The organism is Streptomyces sp. F001, assembly GCF_004187715.1.
GTDB classification, from domain to species: Bacteria; Actinomycetota; Actinomycetes; order Streptomycetales; family Streptomycetaceae; genus Streptomyces; species Streptomyces flavusporus.
This window is the reverse complement of record NZ_QZWF01000001.1, coordinates 217,441-240,467: the sequence shown is the minus strand read 5'-3', so window position 1 is coordinate 240,467 and position 23,027 is coordinate 217,441. Positions and strand designations below refer to the sequence as shown.

Sequence of the window (23,027 nt, the reverse complement as noted above, 5' to 3'; positions counted from 1 at the left end):
TCTTCCCGTTAGGGTCGGCCCATGGCTACTCCTGACTTCATTCGCAGTCTGCGGGCTTCCGCCGGGCATCAGCTGTTGTGGCTCCCCGGTGTCACCGCCGTCGTCTTCGACGACGACGGCAGAGTGCTGCTGGGCCGCCGCTCCGACACCGGCATGTGGTCGCTGATCGGCGGCATCCCGGACCCGGGGGAGCAGCCCGCGGCCTGCGCTGTGCGGGAGGTCCACGAGGAGACTGCCGTGCACTGCGTGCCCGAGCGGGTGGTGCTGGTGCAGGCGCTGAAGCCCGTCACCTACACCAACGGCGACACGTGCCAGTACATGGACATCACGTTCCGCTGCCGTGCCGTCGGCGGCGAAGCGCGGGTCAACGACGACGAGTCGCTGGACGTCGGCTGGTTCGACATCGACGCCCTGCCGCAGCTCAACGAGTTCGGGCAGTTGCGGATCAAGCAGGCCCTGTCGGACCAACCACATGGTTCGACTCCACGAGTTTCGAATGAAGTATGGGCTTTGACACATGGCGGGGGTGCGCGAACTGCTAGGGTCGAGCCATGAGCCTGCCCAACAGCCTCCCCGGCCCCCACGCCCCCTCGCTCGATCTCGGCGGCCGCACGGCCCTGGTCACCGGAGCCGCGGTGGCATCGCCGCGCCTGTGTGCTGCGGCTCGCGGCCGCCGGGGCCAAGGTCAGAGCGGTCGACCGGGACGACACGGGGCTGGAGTCGCCTCTGTCACGGCCGCACCGCCGCGCGGCCTAGGGCGCCGAGGCTGTCCGGGAGGCAGGCGGGCGCCTGCGGCAGCGTCGAACCGCACGTCCTCGACCTCACCGACCTGGACGCCGCCGAACAGGCGGCCGCGGCACCGACGTCCTCGTCAACAACGCCGGGCTGCAACTGGTCCGGCCCATCGAGGAGTTCCCGCCGACGTGTTCCACACCGTGCTCACCGTGATGCTCGAGGCGCCGTTCCGGCTCATCCGCGGCGCCCTGCCCCATATGTACGGGCAGGGCTGGGCCGCATCGTGAACATCTCCTCCGTCCACGGACTGCGTGCCTCGCCTTACAAGGCGGCCTACGTGGCCGCCAAGCACGGCCTGGAGGGGCTGTCCAAGACCGCGCCCTGGAAGGCGCACCTCACGGCGTCACCTCCAACTGTGTGAACCCCGCCTATGTGCGCACCCCCTGGTCGAGAAACAACTCGCGGACCAGGGCCGGGCGCACGGCCTGCCCGAGGACCGGGTCCTGTCCGAGGTGCTGCTGCAGGACAGCGCACTCAAACGGCTCATCGAACCGGAGGAGGTCGCCGAGGCGGTCGCCTACCTGTGCAGCCCGCAGGCGTCCTTCATGACCGGGACCTCGCTCGTCCTCGACGGCGGCTGGACCGCGCACTGACTCGACGGCGGCTGGACCGCGCACTGAGCGATCCGGCGCCCGCGCGCCCGGAGTTTTCCACAGGGCTGACGGGGCGCCCGGGCAATGAGGAATCCTGTGAGCATGTCCCGCGATCACGTGCACTCCCCGAGCGTGCCGACGCCGACCCGCCACCGAACAGTTCCGCGGCCTCGGCGAGTGGCGCCACCACAGTGCCCGAGAGCAGCGCCGAGGCGCCGTTCCTGGAGCTGCTGGCCCGCGGTGCGTCCGCCGACGCCTTCGAGGAGCCGCTGCTGCACGCCCGCACCGAGGGCCGGCCGGCCGACCGGCTCGCGGCGCTCGAACACGCCAAGTTGCTCGCGCTGCGCGTCCGGTCGGAGCTGGAGGGGCGCCGCCGCCGGGAGGCCGAGCTGTCGGCGCTCTTCGAGACCGCCCACGACCTGGCCGGACTGCGCGATCTGGACGCCGTGCTCCAGGCGATCGTGCAGCGTGCCCGGTCGCTGCTCGGCACCGACGTCGCCTACCTCAGCCTGAACGACCCCCCGGGGCGACACCTACATGCGGGTGACCGAGGGCTCGGTCGCGGCCCGCTTCCAGCAGCTGCGGCTCGGGATGGGCGAAGGGCTCGGCGGCCTCGTCGCCCAGACGGCCCGCCCGTATGTCACCGACGACTACTTCAAGGACGACCGCTTCCAGCACACCGCCACCATCGACGCGGGCGTGCGGGACGAGGGCCTGGTGGCCATTCTCGGGGTGCCCCTGATGCTCGGGCACCATGTGATCGGGGTGCTCTTCGCGGCGGACCGGCGCGCCGGGTCTTCGAGCGGGCGCAGATCGCGCTGCTCGGCTCCTTCGCGGCGCTGGCCGCGGCCGCCATCGACACCGCCAACCTGCTCACCGAGACCCGCTCGGCCCTCGCCGGCCTGGAGCACGCCAACGAGATCATCCGGGACCGCAGCGCCGTCATCGAACGCGCCTCCGACGTGCACGACCGCCTCGCCGAGCTGGTGCTGCGCGGAGGCGGAGTCCACGACGTGGCCGCCGCCGTCTCCGAGGTACTCGGCGGGACGGTCGAGTTCACCGACGCCACCGCCGCACCGGCGCAGGCCCTGGAGGCCTTCCGTACGGAAGGACATGCGGTACGGCACGAGGACGACTGGATCGCCGCGGTCGCCGCGGGCGGTGAACTGCTCGGCGCGCTCGTGCTGCGCGGACAGCCCGGGATCGACCCCGTCGACCTGCGCACCCTGGAGCGGGCCGCGATGGTGACCTCGCTGCTGCTGCTCGCCCGACGGTCCGCCGCCGAGGCCGAACAGCGTGTCCGCGGCGAACTCCTCGACGACCTGCTCGACGCCCGCGACCGTGACCCGCGCCTGCTGCGGGAACGCGCCGCGCGGCTGCATGCCGACCTCGACGCCACCCATGTCGTGCTCGCGGCACGCATCGACGGCCCGGCGGCCGACGCCGACCAGGAGGCGGACGCCCGTCGACGCCTGTGGTCCGCCGCGTCCCATCTCGCCGCCACCCGGCACGGACTGGCCGCCGCACGCGACGGCGGCACCGTCCTGCTGCTGCCCCTCGACCCCGGCGACACGGCCACCGACCTGGCCCGCCGCACCGCCCGGCACCTGGGCACCGCCGTCCACGAGGCGGTCACGGTCGGCGCGTCCGCACCGATCGAGGACCTCGCCGCCCGCAGGGACTCCGTCCCCGCCGCCTATGAGGAGGGCCGCCGCTGCCTCGAAGCCCTGCACCTCCTCGGCCGCGCCGGAGACGGTGCCGCCGCCGAGGACTTCGGCTTCCTGGGACTGCTGCTGGCCGGTGACCGGGACATCGCGGGCTTCGTGACCCGCACCATCGGCCAGGTCGTCGCCTACGACGAACGCCGCGGCACCGAGCTGGTGCGCACCCTCGACGCGTACTTCGCCTGCGGGATGAGCCCCGCCGCACCAAGGACGAACTGCACGTCCACGTCAACACCGTCGCCCAGCGCCTGGAGCGGGTCGGCCACCTGCTGGGGGACGACTGGCAGAGCCCCGCCCGTGCCCTGGAGATCCAGCTCGCCCTCGCTGCACTGTTGGCGGTCGCCCCGAAAGCCACTGACCCCGTACGCACGGGCGTACGGGGGTCAGTGGCCGACTGGATCAGACCCGGTGTGCGTCCGGTGTCCGGTCGGCCGGTGGACTCCGTCGTCCGCCAACGGATTCGACGTCGGCCAGGTCCCGGTTGCGGGTCTCCTTCGCCGCCGCCACGGCGACGACGGTCAGGAGCGCCGCGGCGATCACGTACAGGGAGATGGGCGTCGAGCTGTCGTAGCTGGACAGCAGCGCGGTGGCGATCAGCGGGGCGGGCGCACCGGCCGCGACCGAGGCGAACTGGGCGCCGATGGAGGCACCGGAGTAGCGCATCCGGGTCGCGAACATCTCGGAGAAGAACGCGGCCTGCGGCGCGTACATCGCACCGTGCATCACCAGACCCACGGTGACGGCGAGGATCAGGTTGCCGAAGCCGCCGGTGTCGATGAGCGAGAAGAACGGGAACATCCACAGGCCGACGCCGACCGCACCCAGCAGATAGACAGGACGGCGGCCGATCCGGTCCGACAGCGCGCCCACAGCGGGATGACCGCGAAGTGCACGGCGGACGCGATGAGCACCGCGTTGAGCGCCGTCTGCTTGGAGACCCCGGCGGAGGTGGTGGCGTAGACGAGGATGAACGCGGTGATGACGTAGTAGCTGATGTTCTCGGCCATCCGTGCACCCATCGCCACCAGGACGTCACGCCAGTGGTGGCGCAGCACCGCGACCAGCGGGAGCTTCTCGGCGGCAGCGGTGCTGTCCGCCTTGCGCGCCTCGGCCTGCGCCAGAGCCTGCTTGAACACGGGCGACTCGTCGACGGACAGCCGGATCCACAGGCCGACGATCACCAGCACACCGGAGAGCAGGAACGGAATCCGCCAGCCCCAGCTGACGAAGGCGCTGTCGGAGAGCAGAGCGGTCAGCAGGACAGCACACCGGTCGCCAGGAGCTGTCCGGCCGGCGCGCCGGTCTGTGGCCACGAGGCCCAGAAGCCGCGCCGTCGCGCATCCCCGTGCTCCGACACGAGCAGCACGGCGCCGCCCCACTCACCGCCGAGCGCGAAGCCCTGCACGAGACGCAGCACGGTGAGCAGCACCGGCGCCGCCGTGCCGATCGTCGCGTGGGTGGGCAGCAGCCCGATCGCGAAGGTCGCCCCGCCCATCAGCAGCAGGCTCAGCACCAGCAGCTTCTTGCGCCCGAGCCGGTCGCCGTAGTGCCCGAAGACCAGGGCACCCAGCGGCCTGGCGGCGAAGCCGACCGCGTATGTCAGGAACGAGAGCAGTGTGCCGACGAGCGGGTCGGAGTCGGGGAAGAACAGCTGGTTGAAAACGAGCGCGGCGGCAGATCCGTACAGGAAGAAGTCGTACCACTCGATGGTGGTGCCGATGAGGCTGGCGGCGACGATGCGCTTGAGGTTGCCGGGCGTTGGGGGAGCGGATGCTGCGGAGGCCATGTGCGCCACTTCCTCGTGTGCGGTGGGACGGGTACGTGTTCGCACACCGTAGAAACGTGCAGGTCAGGGGCACATGTGGTGGGACACCATAGTTCGGGGCGTGGCTATGCGTCGGGCCGCCATGTCCGCTCGTGCAGCGGCAGCTGAGAGGCTTGGAGAGGAGCGAAATGAGCGCTGTCGGGGAAGTGTAGTTGGGGGTGATTTGACGGTGGCGTGCCGGCTCCCGTGCTGGTTCGGTGCTGACTAAAGTCCCACGTCATCACCCGCGTTCGTCTCTCCCGTGCTGACTTGGTGCTGACTACGCTCTGTAGAACTCGGGCATGACGGGCGGATCGGTCCCGAGTTGCGCTGCAACAGCGACTCGATCCAAAGGCCAAGCGGTCTGTCCTGCTCGTGGCTTCTTCGGGGACGGGGCGTCGGAGTGAGCGCGGTGCGCGGTCGGCCCAGCAGGTTCTTGGTCTGCTGGTGGTACACAGACGTAGACCCTTCTGACCTGCGTAGTCTGGCGCGATCACTTCTTGTGTGGTGACTTGGTCCATTGCTGGTCCGGATCTTGGCCCCAGAGGCCACAGGGCCAGGGTGCTGCGGCGCGTTCGGCGAGACGGTCGGATAGTGCATCGGGGTAGCAAGGCGACCGAGTGTCATCGAGGCCGCCCATGGTCTTGGGGAGCTGGACTGCCTCGTCGACCTGTTTCCGATGACGCACCACGTGGAGTGCGTCGCGATCCTCGAACCGGCTGCAAAGAGCTCCTGAGCTGCGGTTTTGTGCGTGCGCATTATGTGCGGTGTGGGCGTTACGGGCGATATCTTGACGCTGAAATGACGCCCGTGACGCTCATTTGACGCCCGTTCTGATGGCGTGTCAGGCGCCCTGTTAGGCAGGTCAGGTCCTGTCGAGGCGGCGAGTTTCGATGGGGCGCCCAGGCAGGCGGTGAGCGCAGAGCCGCTGGTTCCGGCTGATCAGATGTCCCGGAAGAGACCAGCCGACGCCGTGGCCTGCCGCGTCCGGCCGTCGCAGGTCGTTGATCTGTACGAATGCCCTTTCAGCCGTTTCGCGCTCTTACCGGCTGATGTAGCCGGAAGTGCCAGGAAAGTCCCAGAGAACTCTCACTGGCAGGAGCCTCTCTTTCGGCTCTATGCAGGCGTGCGGGTGCGGTGTGGGCCGGTGACCGTGGATCGACGGTCTGGCCCGAACGAATCCGCCGATCCGGTTGAGGACGAAGAGCGAACCACCCCCGCGTTGGCCGGGAGCACCTCGGGGTTTTGGGACGTGCTGTCCGTGCCTCCGAACCGTTACCGTGCTGGGGGAGCACCATCATGCCTCAGATTCGGGTAGCTGGCCCGGTGAACCACCCCCGGTCCGCGCCGGCGACCGCGTCAACCCGATGACCGAGAACTGGGACCGCATCGGCCAGCTGATCACCACGGGCGCGGACATGGCCGAGCGGTACGGCGCTGCGAGGAGCTGGCGGAGCGGGTGCGGGTGGTGACGTCGGAGGGGTGAGCACTGCGGATGTCCGGTGCACGCAGCCCCGCAACCATCTTGTTCCGGCATGCGTCCAGGTGCTTACCTGAGTGCAGCCGTACAGGAGGGGGCATGACATCTCATCGGGCTGTGCGGGCCCTGGTCGTCGGCGCCGGGCTGGTCGTGACCTTGATCGTGCTGCCGACGGTTCTGAACATCGCCACGAGCGCCCGTCTTCCCGGGCCGCTGGCCTGGATCGCGGCCCGGCCGTGGCCGGTTCTGGCGGGCACGGGGTTCCTCGCAGTCGTGCTGGCTTGGGTCCAGCTGACCTATCTTGACGATCCGAGCCGCGCACGCCGGACCGATACGCGGGGACGAGGTCTCGCGGATGCCGTGCTGCTGATCGACCGTGGGCCGGATCGTGGCGACGGGAGACGCTGGTGGCCACTGTGGCGTGGCGGGTTCGCTCCGGCACGCGGGCCACCGTCGTCTACGGCTTACCAGGCGCGGGCAAGACCACGATCGTCGCGCAGGCGGCTCGTGAACTGATCGGCGAGATCAAATACGGCGTCGCTCTAACCCTCGAAGGCTACCGGGCGGAGGACGACTCGGGGTCTGTGGCGTTGCAACTGAACGGATTCCTGGCCGGGTTCGGTCGGGAATTGGACTTGGCGGTCCTCGAACAGTCGCCGAGGGCGACGCTGCTGCGTCGGCTTGCCGTGGAGCTACGCGGGCTCGGCGTACTTGTGCTGATCGACGGCCTGCACCGGGCCGCGCCCGACACCCGGCGGGACCTCCTGGAAGCGCTGGACGGGGTGGAAGGGGTCCGCGTGCTGGCCGCCTCCGACGAGGCACCGACGGCGCGGCTGCCGGCGGAGGGAGTGCACGTGCCAGAGCTGACTCCGAACGAATACCGCGAATTCGCCCGGACCCTCGCGGTCGAACTGGGCCTCGAAATCGACCTGGACGACCTGTTTGACCGGCTGCCCGACGAGATCCGCAGCTCCCCCCGTTCCCTCGCCATCACCTCGGCTACCTCAGGAATCGCCCGATTGAACTGCTGCCGACCGACCCGCCTCCGATGCACAAGTGGTCGCGCACGCGATGACCGCCCTTGACGTTCCGACACGGCAAGCGCTGTTGCTGGCCGCCCTGTTCCGGGGCTGCGGCCTCACCGAGCTCGCCTCCTCCGAGGGCCGCCCGGGTGCGGGACGAGCTGGACGCGCTGCTGCGGCGGGCTCTGATCGACCAGGTGCAGCCCACAGTCGAGCTACCCGCCCTGGTGGTCGCCGGGCTCAGCGGCCTCGGCGGACCGGAGCCGACGGGCTGTATGAGCGGGTGACTGACACACTCCTCGCCCAGGTTTGCGCACAGGTGGCAGCAGACACCGACCTGGCCGCAGCGGGCCAAGTTCTGGCCGCCGTGGCTCACAACTTGAGTGAGTTGGAGGGATGGGCGCAGATTCTGAAGCTGTGCGACCGATCGGTCCTTGACACGCTGAATCGGCAGGGGCACTGATTGCGTATCTGACGCTCCTGAGGGTCGGCATCCGCGCGGCCGACGGGCGGACGAGGACCTGGCGCTTGAGCTGCGGCTGAGGCTGGGCCGCAAACTCACTCAGCTGGGAGAGCAGGAGGAGGCCGCGGCGCTGGTGGAGACGGTGGTCTCGCAGGTGGGCGAGGGCGAGGGCGTCGCCCGGATCCGGCTGGCCACACAGCATGGCCTCTTCGCGCTGACCCGCGGTCGCACAGGCGGCGAAGGTGGCCTTCGAACGCGCCCGCGACCAGGCCGAGGCGCTCGGCGACCCCGCTCTGCTGGCCACGGTGTACAAACAACTCGGTCATACCTACCAGGCGTTGGGCCGGGTCGAGCTTGCGAGCGAGGCGTTCCACACGGCTATCGACCGTGCCCTGCCAGGTCCAAGTACTCCTGGGACTCCCTGGTGAACCTGGCGATGCTGGATCTGCGGGCGGCCGGACGGCTGCGGCAAGAGAACGCATAGAGCGGGCGGTCCGGGGTATGACCGCTGAGCGCTACACCGCAGGTCTGCCCCGGGCGAACCTGGCCTACGCCGAGATCGTCTACTCCGGCGGCGACCGCGGCCGCGCGCTGGAGCTGGCCCGAGAGGTACTGGCGGGATCCGGCCACGACGACAAAGTCACCGAACTGGCGGCATCGATGATCAGGAGGTTCGAGCGGGCGACCGACGGATGATTCGAGCGGGATCATCAGAGCTGGCAACTGACGGATGGGGGAGGCCCAGGATGCTGTTGCGCAGGCGGAGGCGAGCGGTGGGACCGACTTGGACACCCGGCTTCAACCCGGTCAACTATCGGGACGATCCCGGGCTGCCGAGTACGGTCCTGCGGCTGCTGAAGCGATACGAGAAGGCGCTGGCATTCCACTTCCGATGGGGCACGGAGTCCCGAGCCCGGATCGATCGCTGGCCGCTCGACTGCGGGCCGTCTGGCCGGACGACGAGCTCGACCCGCGGTATCTCGCGTCGATCCTGGCAGTGCTCGATGTACGCGCCCAGGCGCTGTACAGCAAGCGGGGAATGGACGAGGCCGAGGAGAGCCTGGCCGGATTCTGGGCCGCCAACGGTCTTGAGCAAGCGGCGTTCGACGAAGTCATCAGGCAGATCCACATTGATCTCATCACCCTCGTCGACACCTGAGCGGCTGGCCGCGGTGCTCGCGCACGCCCGCGAGCACGTGCCGTTCTACGCCGGTCGTATCCCCATCGGCGACGACCCGTACCGTGTGCTCGCAACTCTCGCACCGTTGGACAGGGAGACGGTACGCAGGGCAGGCCACCGCCTGCACGCTCGCAACGGCTCGACGCAGGGTTGGCGCGCGACCCATACCTCCGGCACCACCGGCGAACCGCTGACGGTCGTCTTCAACCACCCACCGCAGGAGCTGGAGTTCAAGCTGCTCACCCGGCACGCGGACCGCCTTGGTCTGCCGCAGGGCGCGGGATCGTGCACTTGACACTCCACGCCCCGGCCCCTCGCAGGCGATGGCGGCGCCGTGGGGCGACGGACGGACGCTCACCAAGTGGAATCTGGCCCGGGTCTGGCAATGCCCCGACCCGGAGTTTCGGGGGGCGGTGCGATGGCTGGACGGAAGGTGTTGACCGGCAAGCCCACCGTCCTGGACCTGCTGGCCGCCCGGGCGGACGCCGCACCGGCCGGTGTGATCGTGTCCGGCGAGACGCTGGACGCGCGGGCACGCGCGGGCATCGGCGCCGGCCTGCATTGCCCGGTGAGCAGCCTGTACACGCTGGCGGAGGTCGGCATCGCCGGATCGGAGTGCCCGGACGTGGCTACACCTGGAGCCGGGAGAGCGTGCACGGCGAGATCGTCGACGACGAGTTGGTCCTGACGCCGTTGGCCAACAGGCCATGCCGCTGCTGCGGTATCGCACCGGAGACCGGGCACGCTGGCTGCCCGCCGACTGCGGCTGCCTCCACCCGGGGCCGCGGCTGGAGCTGACGAGCACCCGCTCCCCTCGGCATCTGCTCACCACGTCAGGGCAGCCGGTGGAGCTGAGCCGCTTCCTGGAGACGCTGGCGCACTGCCGGTGACACGTCTCGCGCTCAGCGCCGAGGACCGGGCCGCGTCCGCATGGACTACAGCGCCGACGCACCGCTGACTCCGGTGAACCGGGAGCGGGCCGCGCGCCCGTTGCGAGCCGCACTCGGCCTGGACACGAGGTGCGGTTCGTTCAGCACAAGGGCCCACTGGCCTGCGTCCGACGGACAGCCCACTAACCCCCCGCAGCCGAGGTCGGCCTCGACCTGCTGGCCGACGACGTGGCGGCCTGGCTGGCGCCTGGTTCACCGGGCGAGAACTGCGCCCGGAGGCGGTCGCGCTGACCGGAAGCGTCCTCACGCCCTCAGCGCGGACCAGTTCAGTTTGGTGGACGTCACGGTCATCAGCCCCGCGGCGCCGGACGAATGGGCGGACGTGGTCCGGGCGTTGCGGCGGGACCTGACCGCACTCCGCGTACACGTCGTCGACGCGCCCTCGGGCTGGCGGCGTGCCGCCTGTCGGCCGAGGCGCGGGTAGTGCTCGGCCGACTGCCGGAGATCGCCTGGCCAACCCAGGCCGCCCTGGCAGCCGAAGGCCGCGCGTGGTGCCGCCAGGCGGCCGACACGCTGTGGGACAGGCTCACCGGCTCGCCCATCCCGCCCGCGGACACGCTGCGTACGGCCTATGTGGCACAGCATCTGTCCGTAACGGCGTGCCGCTACCTGCACCTGGCATCGGGCGGACGGGAGACGGGCGCGGACGCCGTCCTCGCAGCCGAGTTGGACCCGGAGGAAGGCGCAACCGTCTTCGAGGCGGTCGCGGTCGCCCGCGAGCACCGCCCGCCACCGCCGGAGCCCGACGCCGGGCGGGACTACCTGCGGCAGGCGATGAGGCTGGTCGGGATGGTGGCCGCGGTGTTGTGAGCCTTCGCGAACGCCGGTCTGCGAGACGGGCGTTGGGAGAGCCAATCGAAGGATCATCAACGGGATCTTGTACAGGTGCCGCCGGGGTGTCGTGGCGGTGACTACCTGCACATTGCTCCCGCTCGTGGTCCGTCAACAGGTCCCACCAATTGACCATGGCCACGGAGACTAGGCAGCAGGAGCGTGAGGTTCACTGGCGGGCGGGTCTCTTCGACGGCTGATGCTCATAGCCCCGTCGGCGGTTTTGACCTGCTCTTGCCGTATGAATTCATTCACCGCAGCCAGCGATTTGATTGCCACGATGCACGAATGAGTGTGAGTTCGTCCTGCTCGGTGATCAATCCACGTTTGTAATCCCCGGGAATTCGGGCACTTGGATTTTCGTCCAAGTAGGGCGCAGGGGGCGTGGCGGAAAATTCTGGTGGCGTTGCGGTAGATCAGGATGTCGTTCGGGCCCCAGTATGGCGTACGCGGTGAGCTGTCGCGATAGAGCGGGCGCTTAGAAGGCGCCTGGCGAGGGCGCGTCTGCTATGCCTCTGACCTGCTCTTACGTGATGGTCTGACCGGCCGTCAGTGAATCTTCCGGCGTTTTCGGGAAGGATCCCGGGGGTCCCGACTACTACTGGGTGCGTGACGGTCCGGCGTGAGGCCCTTCGAGCCCGGCTGCAATCGATGCTGCGAGTTCTGAACTCTCGACCTCTTCCTCCTGAGCGAAGGGCACCCACGCTGCAGCTGCCAGGATCGGCATCTGCGCAGGTCATGGGAGTGGTCTTCGTTGGTGTGGGATGGGCTTCGAGGGTCTGGGAGAAGATCTTCTCCCAGAATTCTCCCGTGGGCAGCGGCGTACCGCAGTGGCAGCGCCGGACACTCCGCGTTGCTTCGTCCTGGCGGGGGCGCAGCACATCGAGGGCGCACTGGTTTGCCGATGGGACGAGTGACGGAACGGACCAGGTTGGGAAGTCTCTTGGCCCCGAGGAGGAGTATGACGCCGATGAGGATGATCGCGAGTTCTCTCAGTCCGAACATGGGGATCATGTCTCCTCCTTGACCCGGGCTGGGTGCTGCCGAACGTACTGGTGTGGCGGGGACAGCGATATCGCCGTCTCGGTCTGCGGTTGCCTGCCGACGGCTGAGAAACGATCCCTGGGCGTGCGGCAGCACCCCGCCCTACAGATGCGGCGTGATGGAGGGCAGCAGGTCCTGGAAAGTGCGGCCGGTGGCAGGTTCGCCGATGGCCTTCATCTGCCAGCCACCGCCGCTCCGGTGAACCTTCGCCATGATCTGCGCGGTGTTTGTTGCCGCCACCGGTGAGGGTGTAGCGGGCCAGTTCGGTACCCGTGGTCTCGTCGACCAGGCGGCAGAAGGCGTTCTGCACCTCGGCGAAGGTCTGGCCGGTGAACGAGTTGACGTTGAAAACGATCTGGTCGACGTGGGCGGGGACGCGGGTCAGGTCGACGAGGATGGCCTCGTCGTCTCCTCCGGCGCCGGCGCCACCGGTGAGGTTGTCGCCCGTGTGCCGTACCGAGCCGTCGTCACTGACCAGGTGCTGGAAGAAGACGACATCCATCGGCCGGCCCTCGGCGATGAGTACGGCCGAGGCGTCCAGGTCGATGTCGTTTCCTCCGCCGGTGAGCTTGGCGAGGAAGCCTTTGCGTGGTGCGGCCTGCCAGCCCAGGCCCATTCGGACGGAGGTGAGGGCGTTGCCATCGGCCTTGCTCAGGCTGATCTGCTGGCCTTTGCTCAGGTTGATCGTCATGAGGGGGTTCTCGCTCTCGGCTTCGTAGGGAAGGTGTGGGGCTGCCGATCAGCCGGTTTCATGGTTCGGGCTGGTGCGTAGCTGCTTGCTAGTCGGCTTGCGCGGGACTGCCGTTGGATTCGGCGGTGGGTCGGCAGGCGGCTGTGTCGTCGGTGCGGCAGGGCCGACGGATGGCTCCTCGCCTATGCAGCGGCGCAGGTAGGGCAGCATGCCGTGGGTCAGGAGGGCTCGCTGCCAGTCCAGCCGTGCCTGTTCGAGGCGGGCGGGCTGCACCGAGCCGCCGCGCCCACGCATCGCCGTGGTGAGCAGCGCAGTGAGAGCTGCGAGCGTGCTCGTGGCCGCGACAAGCGCCAGAACCCAGCCGGCGGTGACCAGCGATCCTGGCAATGTGCCTTGGATGTCGGCCAGCTGGAACACATAACCGAGCATGAGGAGGATCGCGGCGGACGATGCGGCCCCTGGAGGCGTGAGTACGGCAACCGCAGGCAACAGGCTGCCGTCGGCATGGCCGCGCGATGTGCCCGGCTGCGCAGACGTGTGCAGGGTGAGATACGTGCGGTATTCACGTTGTGCTGCGGCCGTGCTCTCGTCGGCGTTCGCGAGTGCCCTTGTGCGCAGGCGTGCGGCGGTTGGGCCGGTTGTGGTCGGATCGGAGCGCAGGGTGTTACGGATGTCCGGGGTGTTCAGCGCCAGGTGCAGTACGGCCTCGAAGTCCGGCCGGTCCTCGGGGCGGAGGGGGGACGGGGCGACCACGTGTTCTCCTGACGGGTAGAGGCGCTTCGGCAGGGACGGGTCTGGGACCGGCCGACCGGGCCCGCCTTTCGAGGGCGAACCCGGCGGGGTGGGCGGCCTGCTCAGACGCCTACGCCGAAGTCGGCGGCGATGCCGGCCAGGCCGGAGGCGTAGCCCTGGCCGACCGCGCGGAACTTCCACTCGGCGCCGTTCCGGTAGAGCTCGCCGAAGACCATGGCCGTCTCGGTCGAGGCGTCCTCGGACAGGTCGTAGCGGGCGAGCTCGGCGCCGCCTGCCTGGTTGACGATGCGGATGAAGGCGTTGCGGACCTGGCCGAAGCTCTGGCCGCGGTTCCTCGGCATCGTGGATGGAGACCGGGAACACGATCCGGTCGACGTCGGTGGGTACGGCGCGAGGTTCACCTTGATGGCTTCGTCGTCCCCTCGCCCTCGCCGGTGAGGTTGTCGCCGGTGTGCTCGACCGAGCCGTCCGGGCTGGTGAGGTTGTTGTAGAAGACGAAGTGCTGGTCGGACAGGACCTTGCCGGAGGCGTCGAGCAGCAGGGCCGTGGCGTCGAGGTCGTAGTCGGTGCCGGTGGTGGTGCGTACGTCCCAGCCAGTCCGACCACGACGGCGGTCAGGCCGGGCGCCTCCTTGCTGAGCGAGACGTTGCCGCCTTTGGACAGGGAACTCCACTGCGTATCCTTCTCGTGCGTCAGGTCAGGGCCCGGAGGGGCTCGATGAAAATCTACAACACTGTAGAAGTGATGGCCTGGTGGCTCGGGTCAGTCGCGGGAGTTTCCGAAGAGGATGCGGTAGCCGATCAGCAGAACCAGGGCGCCCGCGATGGCGAGCCCACGTGGCGGCGTCGAAGAACTCCCGCTCCACCGGTCGGTCGAGGAACTTCGTCGACAGCCAGCCTCCGATGAAGGCGCCCGCGATGCCGATGGCTGTCGTGCCGATGAGTCCGCCCGGGTCGCGTCCGGGCAGGATGGCCTTGGCGATCGCTCCGGCGAGAAGGCCCAGTACCAGCCATGCGATGACGCCCATGTCTCCTGCTCTCCTTGTGTCGTTGCCATCGGTGTGGCGCGGAACTGTATGTCCGGGCAGCCTATCTTCTACACTTTTGTAGATGACGTGATGATGGTCCGCGGTGCGGCGGGCGGACGTCGGGCGTCTATACGATGTCCGGTCGGACAACGGGCGGCAGCGGAAGGGAGACAGGACGTGACGGATCACCGGCAGCGTTCCCGGCGTCGGGGCAGGGTGAGCTGGAGGTGCTGGTCCTGTCGGCGTTGGGGGAGGCGGACGGGCCGGCGACGGCCGGCTGGGTGCAGGAGCGGCTGGGCGGGGATCTCGCCTATACGACGGTGATCACGATCCTGACCCGGCTGCTGGCCAAGGGCGCGGTGACCCGGGAGCGGGTCGGCCGGTCCTTCGCGTGGACGCCGGCGTCGGACGAGGCGGGCCTCGCGGCGCACCGGATGCGCAGGGTGCTGGACGCCGAGAGCGACCGGGAGGCGGTGCTGGCCAGCTTTGTCACGGGCCTGGGGCCGGACGACGAGCGGCTGCTGCGCGACCTGCTGGGTCGGACCGGAGCGAAGGGGAAGACTGACATCTCATGGGGGTCTTCGTCTTTCTGCCGCTGGTACTGCCGCTCACGGCCTGGCCGATCGCGCGCCTGGCCGAGCAGCACCTGCATCCGCGGGCCGCGACCGACTGCTGACCGGCGTGGCCGCAATGATGGCGTCCTGCAGCACGGTGTGCCTGGGCCTGGTGATGGTGGTGGGCACGCCCAACTGCCCGGCAACCCGCTGCCCGACGGCTGGTCGGACCCGGAGGTGCGGGCGGCGGTGCCGTACGACGAGGTAGCCGGGAAGGCCGCCATTCCCGCACTGTTCGCCGTGCTGCTGGCTGCGGCCGGACCCTGTGGCGGCACGGCCGGGTGCGCCGCGGGCTCATAGGGCGCTGGCCGGGATGCCCGGCACCGAGGTCGTCGTACTGCCCGATGGCGTCCCTTACGCGTACGCGCTGCCGGGAGGTGGCCGGGACCGGGTGGTGGTGACCACGGCCCTGCTGGACTGCCTGGAGCCGGCCGAACGCCGGGCGCTGTTCGCCCATGAGCGGGCGCATTTGGCCGCGCGGCATCACCGGTTCCTGCTCGCTGTCCAACTCGCGGCCAGGCCAACCCGTTCCTGCGTCCGCTGCGCACGGCCGTCTCCTACACAGCCGAACGGTGGGCGGACGAAGAGGCGCTCAGAAGGTGGGCAGTCGCCGCACGGTGGCGCGCGCGATCGGCAAGGCGGCGCTCGTGTCCGCGCCACTCCGGTACCCACGTTGGCGGGGCTCGCCGCACCGGGGCCGGTGCCGCGCCGGGTAACCGCTCTGCTCGGCCCGGCTCCCGTCGTGCGGAGCTGGCCCTCGGTGTTCACCACCGTGGGCCTTGCGGCGTGGGGTGCGGCCGCGGGTACGGCGGTATCGGCGATGTCGTCCGCGAACTCCGCGGTGACGATGTTCTTCATCCTGTACGCCGCCACGCCCCTGTGAGCAGGCGTCGGCGCGGTCAGGCGTTGTCCACCGGCTGACCAGTGGGATCCGGCATCGGCCGGGCAAGCTCGGCGCATGCGCATCTTGCCGATGTGCATGCGCCGGGTAGGCGAGGGCCTGGAGAGGAGGGGGACCTTCCTGGGCCTACGCCACCTCGTGGGCCCGGTCCCGGCCGTGGTGGAGGCGGTGTGAGCCGAGGTGTTCCCGTCGACGTGCGGCAGGGCCGGAAGAGGCGGCCCGGCCACCAGAACCAGCGACCCAGGTCCAGGGCGAGGGCGGGCACCAGGACGGTGCGGACGAGGAAGGTGTCCAGGAGGACGCCGATGCCGGCGAGGACGCCCATCTGGGCCATTGTCACCATCGGCAGTCCCGCGAAGATCGCGAAGGTGGCCGCCAGGACTATGCCCGCCGAGGTGATGACGCCGCCGGTACTCGTCAGCCCTTCCAGGATCCCGCGTTCGTGGCCCAGCCTCCGGTCTCCTCCTTCACGCGGTGCATGAGGAAGATGTTGTAGTCGATGCCTAGGGCGACAAGGAACACGAAGCCCATCAGCGGGATCGACCAGTCGACGCCCGCGAAGTCCAGGACGTGCTCGAAGAGCAGGTTCGAGGCGCCGAGGGCCGCGAAGTACGACAGCACGACCGTGGCCAGGAGCAGGATCGGGGCGATGAGGGACCGCAGCAGGAGGATCAGTACGGCAAGGACGACGAGGAGCACGATGGGGACGACCGTCGTCAGGTCGCGGTCGGCGGCTCGCTGGGTGTCGAGAGTCTCGGCGGTGGTGCCGCCGACCAGGGCGCCCATCGGGTTCACGGCTTCGCGGAGGTCGTCGATCGTGTCCTTGCGGCCTGGCTGTCAGGCGCGTCCTTCAACACCACGGTCAGGTGGGTGAGTTCGCTGTCCGGTGTGTGGTCGGTGGCGTCCTCGACGCGGGCCACGCCGCCCACTGTCGCCGCGGCCTCCCTGACCTCGGCGGTCCGGTCGGTGTGGGTGACGATGTCCGCCGGGTCGGAAGCCCCGACGGGTAGTGCGCCGAGATCCGCTCCTGTGCTGGCGGCGGCTGTTTCGGGTTTCCGCGCATGCTGTGGAGTCGGCGAGTCAGCGACGCAGTTTGACCTTGCTGACCGCGGCGACGCCGAGGGCCGCGAGGCCAATCTGGAAGAGCCACTCGACCCAGTCGACGCCCTCGGTGTCGGCGACGTCGAGGCCGGAGGCGATGCCGGTGCCGATGAGCGCGGCGATGATGCCGATCGCGATCGTCCAGAGGACGCCGATGCGCTGGCGGCCGGGGACGACGAGCCGGCCGAGGAAACCGATCACGATGCCGATGACGATCGCGCTGATGACGCCTGAGATCTCCACGAGCGGTATGCCACCCTCTCAATCGTTGGCGGCATGCGAGTGCCCGTTCGAATTGATTTCAATCCGCTCTGCTTCTCGAGTGATGGCCGGGGTGGAGCGGTCGAGTTCGGCTTGAAGATCGTCCAGGGCGCGGCGGGCGGCGGTGATTCGTTCCTGCAGCGCGCATGGGTCTGCCGGGCCCTCGGCCTGTTCGGGCTCGTCCCGTTCCGTCTGCCGCGCCTCGTCGAGGGAAGTCAGGACGACGCCGATGAGGACGTTGACGAGGACGAAGGAGGCGAGCAGCACGTAGGAGCCGTAGTAGAGCAGGCTCCAGCGGGAGATCTCCAAGCCGGCGCGGACCGCGTCGCCGATGCCGTCCAGCGTCATCAGGAGGAACAGGGTGAGCACGGCACGACCGAGGGAGCCGAAGTGCTCGGGGTCGTGGTGGCTGAAGAAGACCCAGCCGACCATGGCGTACACGTACAGCAGCAGGGTGCCGACGAGCAGGAAGCTGAGTGTGCCGGGCAGGCTGCGGGCGACCGCCGTCAGGACTACGCGGAGCTGGGGCAGGAAGCGGGCGGTGCGCAGGACGCGGGCCAGGCGCAGCAGTCGCAGGACGGTGGTGTTCTCGCGGACGACGGGAGGTAGGCGCACAGCACCACGGCCAGGTCGAAGACGTTCCAGGGGTCCTTCCAGAACTGCCCGGGGCGGTCTGCATGGGCGGCCATGCGCAGAAGGATCTCGATGGTGAAGGCGGCAAGGCAGACATGCTCGGCGAGCCATAACCAGCGGTGCCATTCGGCCGCCAGCCCGTGGTAGGTCTCGACGCCCAGCAGGGCCGCGTTGGCCAGGATCATCGCGAAGACCGTGATGGCGAACCAGCGGGCCTCGGTGATGGCTCGGCAGCGGCGGGCCGCATCCCGTCGAACTGATGCGGCTACCGGTGCGGCTGTAGGGTCGTGGTGGTCCAGCATCTTGTTGCCTTGCTCCCTCGCATGGTGCAGCCTCTCCCGGCCAACGAGGCTGGAAGGCGGGCTTGTTGCGCGATCACGTTTCAGGAGAGACTTCTACAGCACTGTAGATCACTTCGCGTCGCCGGTTCGTCATATCGGCGGACGGCTCGCCCCAGGAGAGAGCAGACCTGATGTTCGGCTTGAGTGAACTGGCCCTGATCCTCCTCGTCGTTGTCGTGGTCCTCGGCATCAAGAAACTGCCCGAACTGACGCGTTCGGCGGGCAAGGCAGCGCGAATCTTCAAGAGCGAGGCCAAAGCGCTCAAGGAGCAGGACGCCGACGGCGCACAGCCTGGCGCGGGCCGGGTCGTGCCGGGCACTGCCGCTGAGCGGGACGAGCCGCCCGCGCGCTCCTGACCGGTCGACGTGGCGGCAAGACGCTGACGGGTCCGGCCTGCCGGCCGGACCCCGTCGTGTGATCACTTGTCCGCTCAGGCTGTCTGCGGTTGCAGGAAGCGGGCCAGGAGGTCGTCCAGGCTCACCATGCCGGTTGCTCGGCCGGACGCGTCGCGCACGACCGCCAGAGAGGCGCGGCGCCCGCGGAGCAGGTCGATCGCGTCAGTGACGGTGGTGTCCCCGGCCATCTCGGGCACCGGTCGGGCCAGGGCACGAGCGTCGGCGGCACGGCCCTGGGCTCGGGCGACCAAAGCGTCCCGGGCATGGATCGAGCCGAGGAAGACGTCGCCGTCACGGACCAGCAGACGGGTTCGGTCACTGTCGGCAGCCACGCGCAGGATCTCCTCGATGCCGGCGCTGCCCTCGACGGACGTGATCTGACCAGCCGGGACCTGGAGGGTGCTCACCCGCGTCTCGGCTCGGTCAGCGACCGGGTGAGCAGCTCCGAGTCGGTCTCGCTGATCAGTCCGAGCCGCTCGGACTCCTCCACCAGGTGGGTGAGCTGCTCGCGGTTGTGGACGGCGGCCAGCTCGTCGCGCGGGTGACCCGGCACAGTCGCACGAGCGCGTTGCTGACCCAGTTGAGCAGCCCGATCAACGGCCGCACCAGCTTCACCACGCCCCGGAAGGGCGGGGCGAGCAGCATCGCCGAGCGCTCCGGGTGTGCGATGGCCCAGGACTTGGGGCCATCTCGCCCACCACCATGTGCAGGAACACCACGACGATCATGGCGACGGCGAAGGCGACGCCGTAGCTGAGCGCGCTGGGCAGACCGAGACTGTGCAGCAGCGGGTCGAGTTCGTGGGAGATCGCGGGCTTGGAGACCGAGCCCAGGCCCAGCGTGCACACGGTGATGCCGAGCTGCGCCCCGGCGAGCATGAGCGACAGCTCGCGCATTCCGGCGAGCGCGGCCTTCGCGCCGCGCTGTCCCTGGGCGGCGGCCTTCTCCATGCGGTGCCGTTTGGCGGCGACCAGCGCGAACTCGGCGGCCACGAAGAACCCGCTGCCGATCAGCAGCAGCACGGTGACGAAGAGCGCCATCGGGAAATTCATGCCTGCTCCTCCACCTTCTCTGCCACCCGCTGGATGCGGACCCGTTCCGGCACGTGCCGGTCCAGGCTCCGTACGTCGATCACCGCGCGACCGCCGTCGGACAGTTCGACGGAGAGGCGGTCGCCGACCGTCGGGAAGCGGCCGAGCCGGTCCACGATCAGGCCGGCCACGGTGTCGTAGTCCTCCTCCTCGGGCAGCTCGATGCCGGTCGCCTCGGCGATCTCGTCCAGGCGGCGCCCGGCGTCCACCAGCCAGCCGTCCCTGTCCGCGACGGCGAGTTCGGTGACGGTGTCGCTCTCGTCGGCGATGTCGCCGACCAGCTCCTCGGCGATGTCCTCGTAGGTGACGATGCCGGCCACGCCACCGTGCTCGTCCAGAACGACCGCGAACTCGTCGTCCTGCTGTCGCATCTGCTCGACCGCCTCCGGCAGCGGCAGCGTGTCGGGCAGCAGCAGCGGACGCCGCGCGACAGCGCCGGCGGTCGTGCCGGCGAACTGCTCCGCGGTAGCCGCATCAGCTCGCGCACGCCCAGGACGCCGGTGATGTCGTCGGGGTGATCGCCGAGGACGGGATAGTTGGAGTGGCCGTGCATGCCGATCAGGGCGATGGCTTCGGCGACGCCGGCGTCCTTGCGGACGAAGACGGCGTCGGCGCGCGGCACCATCACCTCGTCCAGGGTGCGCTCCGAGAACTCCAGGGCATGGTCCAGCAGGGCGGCCGTGTCCCTCGGCAGCTCGCCCTGCTCGTGCGACTCGCCGATCAGGTGGCCGAGCTCCTCCAGGGTGGCGCCGTGGTGCAGTTCCTCGACGGGCTCGATGCCGACCTTGCGCAGCAGCCGGTTCGCCGCGCCGTCGAAGATCCTCACCACGGGGCCGACGACCTTCAGGTACGCCATAGTCGAGGTGGCCAGCGACTTCGCCAGTCGCTCGGGCACGGCGATCGCGAGGTTCTTCGGCGCCAGCTCGCCCAGCACCATCTGCACGACAGTGGCGCCCACGAAGGCGAGCACCACGGAGATACCGCTGACCGCCCCATCGGGATGCCGATACCGGACAGGACCGGCTTGAGCAGGGCGGACACCGACGGCTCGGCGATGAAGCCGACGACCAGACCGGTCACGGTGATGCCCAGCTGCGCGCCGGACAGCATGAACGACAGCCGCTCCAGCACCTTCAGCGCACGGGCGGCCTTCCGATCACCGGCCTCGGCGTCACGGGAGAGCGCGAGCCGGTCGGCCGAGACGTAGGCGAATTCCTGGGCGACGAAATAGCCGGTGCCCGCGGTCAGGACAAGGACGGCCAGCAGGCCCAGCCAGGCTTCCACGGCACTCATCGGCGCATCGATCGGGATGGGGCACCCCGCCGGGTGCCGCGCTCAGCAAAGACCTGGCGGGATGGTCGGGGACTGTGCCCCGAGGGGTCCGTCGATCTGGCGGACAAGGTCGGTACTCCTCCGATAGCTGTGGAATTAGGCAAACGATTCTGGCCACATCCCGGTTCCCGGCGCCTCCCGGCCCCTACTCCTGTGCGACCCCTGGTTACTTCTGTGCGGCCCTCTGGCCGCGACCCGTCAGGGTCAAGCCCTTCCGGAAGGCCCAGTCCATCCTCGGCTCCAGCACGAACCGGAAGATGCTCCGCACGGGAGGCGTGCACAGCACGGTCACGACTGCGGCGGCGATGAGGGAGACGGTGATCTTGCCGAGCGGCTGGTGGAACCAGTCGAGGTGGGACCAGTGCCGGTGGTTGGCGGCCTGGATGACGAAACCGTGCAGGAGGTAGCCGTAGAGGGTGCCCGCGCCCAGGGCGGTGAACCATGCCCGGCGTCCAGGCACCCATGCGAGGAAGCAGGCAACCAGGACCATGGAACAGCCGAAGAGGGCCAGGGTCATGACCGGCCCGTACCAGGCGGGCACTCCGAAGTCCTCGGCGGCGGCGTTGTGGAAGAACCAGGCGTAGTCCATCTGCGGGACCGCCCAGTACGCGAACACGAGCGCACCCACGAAGACTGGCACGGCCATGATCCGCACCCGCCACCGGCGCACCAGCCGGAAGTGCTCCGGCCTCAGGCACAGGCCCAGCACGAAGTACGGCAGGAACTGCAGGACGCGCTGCAGGTCGAGGTCCTTGCCGATGGGTGGCGAGAGCGTGGCCAGGGCCGCGATACCGAGCGCGATGGGCAGTGGCCACCGGATGCTCTTCCAGACGGGTGTGGTCAACCGCCAGAGGAACAGTGCCGCCAGGAACCACGTCAGATACAGGGGGTCCAGCAGGCTGACCGGGCGGTCGGGGACGCCGTTGCTCCACCGGGTGAAGAAGGTTACGCCGCCTCGAAGACGACATACGGCACGACGAGCCCGGTGATCAGGCGCTTGATCTTCTCCGGGCTTGCGTCGAAGCCGCGCGAGAAGTAGCCCGAGATCACGATGAACGCCGGCATGTGAAGGCGTAGACGATCGTGTAGACGCGGTGACAGCACGGCTGCGGAACGCAGGGCTCCCAGGCGTGCCATCGCGACAGGACCATCGCCAGGTACTTGGCGTTGTCGAGAAGGCGTCCCGCCGCTTCGGCCGCAGGGCCCCGTCTGCTCGGCGGCTGCAGTCGCGGATGCCGCTGCACGGGCCGACGCAGCCTGCGTCGTACTGCTCACGCTCTCCTCGCCCAGTCCAAGCGGAACCAGCGCAGAAAGGCGCGACTTTCAGAGAGCACGGCTGCGGTGTGGAGGCATGGCACCTTGCCGCGCCTTACGCTTCTCGGCGTCACAAACGCTCACATCCAGGACCAGGGAAAGCCTGCCGCCTGCGTGGGATTGGGTGATCACGCAGGCGGCAGGGGCCAAGGGCCCGACGTCCGCCCCGTGGGGCAGTCCTCGGTCAGAGATCGAACTCGTGCGGCGGCAGGTCGAGCGTGAAGCACGCCTCGCGAACGACCGCTTCGGTCTTGTCGAAGTCGCCGTCGGCGCCGCCGATGACGATGCCGATCTGGATGACGGCGCGCGCCTCGGCCGGCTTCTTCTTCGCCTTGGCGATCTCCTGCAGCACACTGACCTTGCCGAAGGCGAAGTCGGTGGTCAGTTTGCTGAGGTTGTCCTCGAAGCGACGGCGCAGATCTTCGGCGTCGAAGTTCTGCAGCACCTCGTTGGTGGCGATGAGCTGTGCCACGCGCTGCCGTTCGGAGGGGTCGATCGTGCCGTCGGCGGCGGCGACCAGGGCGCACATGGCATGCTCGCGTCGCGGAAGGCGCCGCTCTTGAGGTCGTTCTTCTTTGCCAGCTGGGTCTGCATCGTCGATGCGGACTCCTTGATGCGGTCCCACAGGGCCATGAGAACTCCAAACGGGTACGGGGTTGCGGCCGCCCGCGTCGAGGCGGCCGCATC

General features: G+C 69.2%; 16 protein-coding genes and 16 pseudogenes. 18 read left to right on the top strand and 14 right to left on the bottom strand.

Annotated features, from left to right (window positions below; genetic code table 11):
- Window positions 1–21: 21 nt before the first annotated feature.
- The 6 genes and pseudogenes from StrepF001_RS01140 to StrepF001_RS49965 all read left to right on the top strand — a co-directional run.
- Complete coding sequence (locus StrepF001_RS01140) at window positions 22–555, top strand: NUDIX domain-containing protein (protein ID WP_129796414.1); 534 nt, start codon at window positions 22–24, stop codon at window positions 553–555.
- Window positions 552–1,388, top strand: a pseudogene (locus tag StrepF001_RS01135) (SDR family oxidoreductase). Before StrepF001_RS01140 ends, StrepF001_RS01135 begins: the two are co-directional and overlap by 4 nt.
- Window positions 1,319–2,020, top strand: a pseudogene (locus tag StrepF001_RS49980) (hypothetical protein); the annotation flags it as partial. The pseudogenes StrepF001_RS01135 and StrepF001_RS49980, both read left to right, overlap by 70 nt.
- Window positions 1,926–2,636 carry a GAF domain-containing protein gene (locus tag StrepF001_RS49975; protein WP_346656895.1) on the top strand — a complete coding sequence of 237 codons (711 nt, stop codon included), beginning with the start codon at window positions 1,926–1,928 and terminating at the stop codon, window positions 2,634–2,636. The pseudogene StrepF001_RS49980 and the gene StrepF001_RS49975, both read left to right, overlap by 95 nt.
- Window positions 2,630–3,052: pseudogene (locus StrepF001_RS49970) on the top strand (diguanylate phosphodiesterase); the annotation flags it as partial. The gene StrepF001_RS49975 and the pseudogene StrepF001_RS49970, both read left to right, overlap by 7 nt.
- Before the next feature lie 242 nt (window positions 3,053–3,294).
- Window positions 3,295–3,381: pseudogene (locus StrepF001_RS49965) on the top strand (hypothetical protein); the annotation flags it as partial.
- Window positions 3,382–3,511: 130 nt separating this feature from the next.
- Here the strand turns inward: StrepF001_RS49965 and StrepF001_RS01125 are convergent.
- Window positions 3,512–4,898: pseudogene (locus StrepF001_RS01125) on the bottom strand (MFS transporter).
- 1,905 nt (window positions 4,899–6,803) lie between these two features.
- Here StrepF001_RS01125 and StrepF001_RS01120 point away from each other — a divergent pair.
- The 9 genes from StrepF001_RS01120 to StrepF001_RS01085 all read left to right on the top strand — a co-directional run bounded on the left by StrepF001_RS01120 (window position 6,804) and on the right by StrepF001_RS01085 (window position 10,821).
- A complete protein-coding gene (locus StrepF001_RS01120) occupies window positions 6,804–7,481 on the top strand; it encodes an ATP-binding protein (RefSeq protein ID WP_129796413.1) in 678 nt (225 codons plus the stop codon).
- Window positions 7,482–7,567: 86 nt separating this feature from the next.
- Window positions 7,568–7,705 (top strand): hypothetical protein, encoded by a 138-nt coding sequence (locus StrepF001_RS45390; protein ID WP_165396126.1) that lies wholly within the window; start codon window positions 7,568–7,570, stop codon window positions 7,703–7,705.
- A 418-nt stretch (window positions 7,706–8,123) separates the two neighbouring features.
- Window positions 8,124–8,309 carry a hypothetical protein gene (locus tag StrepF001_RS01115; RefSeq protein WP_129796412.1) on the top strand — a complete coding sequence of 62 codons (186 nt, stop codon included), beginning with the start codon at window positions 8,124–8,126 and terminating at the stop codon, window positions 8,307–8,309.
- A gap of 73 nt (window positions 8,310–8,382) precedes the next feature.
- Window positions 8,383–8,577, top strand: coding sequence for a hypothetical protein (locus StrepF001_RS01110; RefSeq protein WP_129796411.1), 195 nt, complete (start codon window positions 8,383–8,385; stop codon window positions 8,575–8,577).
- Window positions 8,578–8,773: 196 nt separating this feature from the next.
- Complete coding sequence (locus StrepF001_RS01105) at window positions 8,774–9,040, top strand: hypothetical protein (RefSeq protein WP_129796410.1); 267 nt, start codon at window positions 8,774–8,776, stop codon at window positions 9,038–9,040.
- Window positions 9,012–9,356 carry a hypothetical protein gene (locus StrepF001_RS01100; RefSeq protein WP_129796409.1) on the top strand — a complete coding sequence of 115 codons (345 nt, stop codon included), beginning with the start codon at window positions 9,012–9,014 and terminating at the stop codon, window positions 9,354–9,356. Before StrepF001_RS01105 ends, StrepF001_RS01100 begins: the two co-directional genes overlap by 29 nt.
- 123 nt (window positions 9,357–9,479) lie before the next feature.
- Window positions 9,480–9,749: a hypothetical protein gene (locus tag StrepF001_RS01095; RefSeq protein ID WP_129796408.1), complete on the top strand. Its 270-nt coding sequence runs from the start codon at window positions 9,480–9,482 to the stop codon at window positions 9,747–9,749.
- A 19-nt stretch (window positions 9,750–9,768) separates the two neighbouring features.
- On the top strand, window positions 9,769–9,951 hold the full coding sequence (locus tag StrepF001_RS01090; RefSeq protein WP_129796407.1) for a hypothetical protein: 183 nt from the start codon (window positions 9,769–9,771) through the stop codon (window positions 9,949–9,951).
- 483 nt (window positions 9,952–10,434) lie between these two features.
- A complete protein-coding gene (locus StrepF001_RS01085; protein ID WP_129796406.1) occupies window positions 10,435–10,821 on the top strand; it encodes a hypothetical protein in 387 nt (128 codons plus the stop codon).
- 1,167 nt (window positions 10,822–11,988) lie between these two features.
- On the opposite strand, the pseudogene StrepF001_RS01075 reads toward StrepF001_RS01085, so the two are convergent.
- The 4 genes and pseudogenes from StrepF001_RS01075 to StrepF001_RS01060 all read right to left on the bottom strand — a co-directional run bounded on the left by StrepF001_RS01075 (window position 11,989) and on the right by StrepF001_RS01060 (window position 14,357).
- Window positions 11,989–12,577 (bottom strand): annotated as a pseudogene (locus tag StrepF001_RS01075) (TerD family protein).
- A gap of 48 nt (window positions 12,578–12,625) precedes the next feature.
- A complete protein-coding gene (locus tag StrepF001_RS01070; protein WP_206306751.1) occupies window positions 12,626–13,330 on the bottom strand; it encodes a hypothetical protein in 705 nt (234 codons plus the stop codon).
- A 101-nt stretch (window positions 13,331–13,431) separates the two neighbouring features.
- Window positions 13,432–14,003, bottom strand: a pseudogene (locus tag StrepF001_RS01065) (TerD family protein).
- Between the two features lie 89 nt (window positions 14,004–14,092).
- Window positions 14,093–14,357, bottom strand: a pseudogene (locus tag StrepF001_RS01060) (GlsB/YeaQ/YmgE family stress response membrane protein).
- 177 nt (window positions 14,358–14,534) lie between these two features.
- Here StrepF001_RS01060 and StrepF001_RS01055 point away from each other — a divergent pair.
- Window positions 14,535–14,914 (top strand): annotated as a pseudogene (locus StrepF001_RS01055) (BlaI/MecI/CopY family transcriptional regulator); the annotation flags it as partial.
- A 14-nt stretch (window positions 14,915–14,928) separates the two neighbouring features.
- Window positions 14,929–15,854 (top strand): annotated as a pseudogene (locus StrepF001_RS01050) (M56 family metallopeptidase).
- A gap of 295 nt (window positions 15,855–16,149) precedes the next feature.
- Here StrepF001_RS01050 and StrepF001_RS49355 read toward each other — a convergent pair.
- The 5 genes and pseudogenes from StrepF001_RS49355 to StrepF001_RS01035 all read right to left on the bottom strand — a co-directional run.
- Window positions 16,150–16,272, bottom strand: a pseudogene (locus StrepF001_RS49355) (hypothetical protein); the annotation flags it as partial.
- A gap of 17 nt (window positions 16,273–16,289) precedes the next feature.
- Complete coding sequence (locus tag StrepF001_RS46215) at window positions 16,290–16,658, bottom strand: MMPL family transporter (RefSeq protein WP_206306750.1); 369 nt, start codon at window positions 16,656–16,658, stop codon at window positions 16,290–16,292.
- A 5-nt stretch (window positions 16,659–16,663) separates the two neighbouring features.
- The gene (locus StrepF001_RS49350) at window positions 16,664–16,792 is read right to left on the bottom strand and encodes a hypothetical protein (protein ID WP_276322792.1); all 129 of its coding nucleotides are present in this window, start codon (window positions 16,790–16,792) and stop codon (window positions 16,664–16,666) included.
- A gap of 160 nt (window positions 16,793–16,952) precedes the next feature.
- Complete coding sequence (locus StrepF001_RS01040) at window positions 16,953–17,216, bottom strand: GlsB/YeaQ/YmgE family stress response membrane protein (RefSeq protein WP_129796404.1); 264 nt, start codon at window positions 17,214–17,216, stop codon at window positions 16,953–16,955.
- 18 nt (window positions 17,217–17,234) lie between these two features.
- Window positions 17,235–18,169, bottom strand: a pseudogene (locus StrepF001_RS01035) (ion transporter).
- Window positions 18,170–18,339: 170 nt separating this feature from the next.
- Between StrepF001_RS01035 and StrepF001_RS01030 the strand changes: the two are divergent.
- Window positions 18,340–18,564: a twin-arginine translocase TatA/TatE family subunit gene (locus StrepF001_RS01030; RefSeq protein WP_129796403.1), complete on the top strand. Its 225-nt coding sequence runs from the start codon at window positions 18,340–18,342 to the stop codon at window positions 18,562–18,564.
- 74 nt (window positions 18,565–18,638) lie between these two features.
- Here StrepF001_RS01030 and StrepF001_RS01025 read toward each other — a convergent pair.
- The 4 pseudogenes from StrepF001_RS01025 to StrepF001_RS01010 form a co-directional block, all read right to left on the bottom strand.
- A pseudogene (locus StrepF001_RS01025) lies at window positions 18,639–19,655 on the bottom strand (hemolysin family protein).
- Window positions 19,652–20,987: pseudogene (locus StrepF001_RS01020) on the bottom strand (hemolysin family protein). Before StrepF001_RS01020 ends, StrepF001_RS01025 begins: the two co-directional pseudogenes overlap by 4 nt.
- Window positions 20,988–21,192: 205 nt before the next feature.
- Window positions 21,193–22,252, bottom strand: a pseudogene (locus tag StrepF001_RS01015) (acyltransferase family protein).
- Window positions 22,253–22,524: 272 nt separating this feature from the next.
- Window positions 22,525–22,973: pseudogene (locus StrepF001_RS01010) on the bottom strand (TerB family tellurite resistance protein).
- Window positions 22,974–23,027 lie beyond the last annotated feature (54 nt).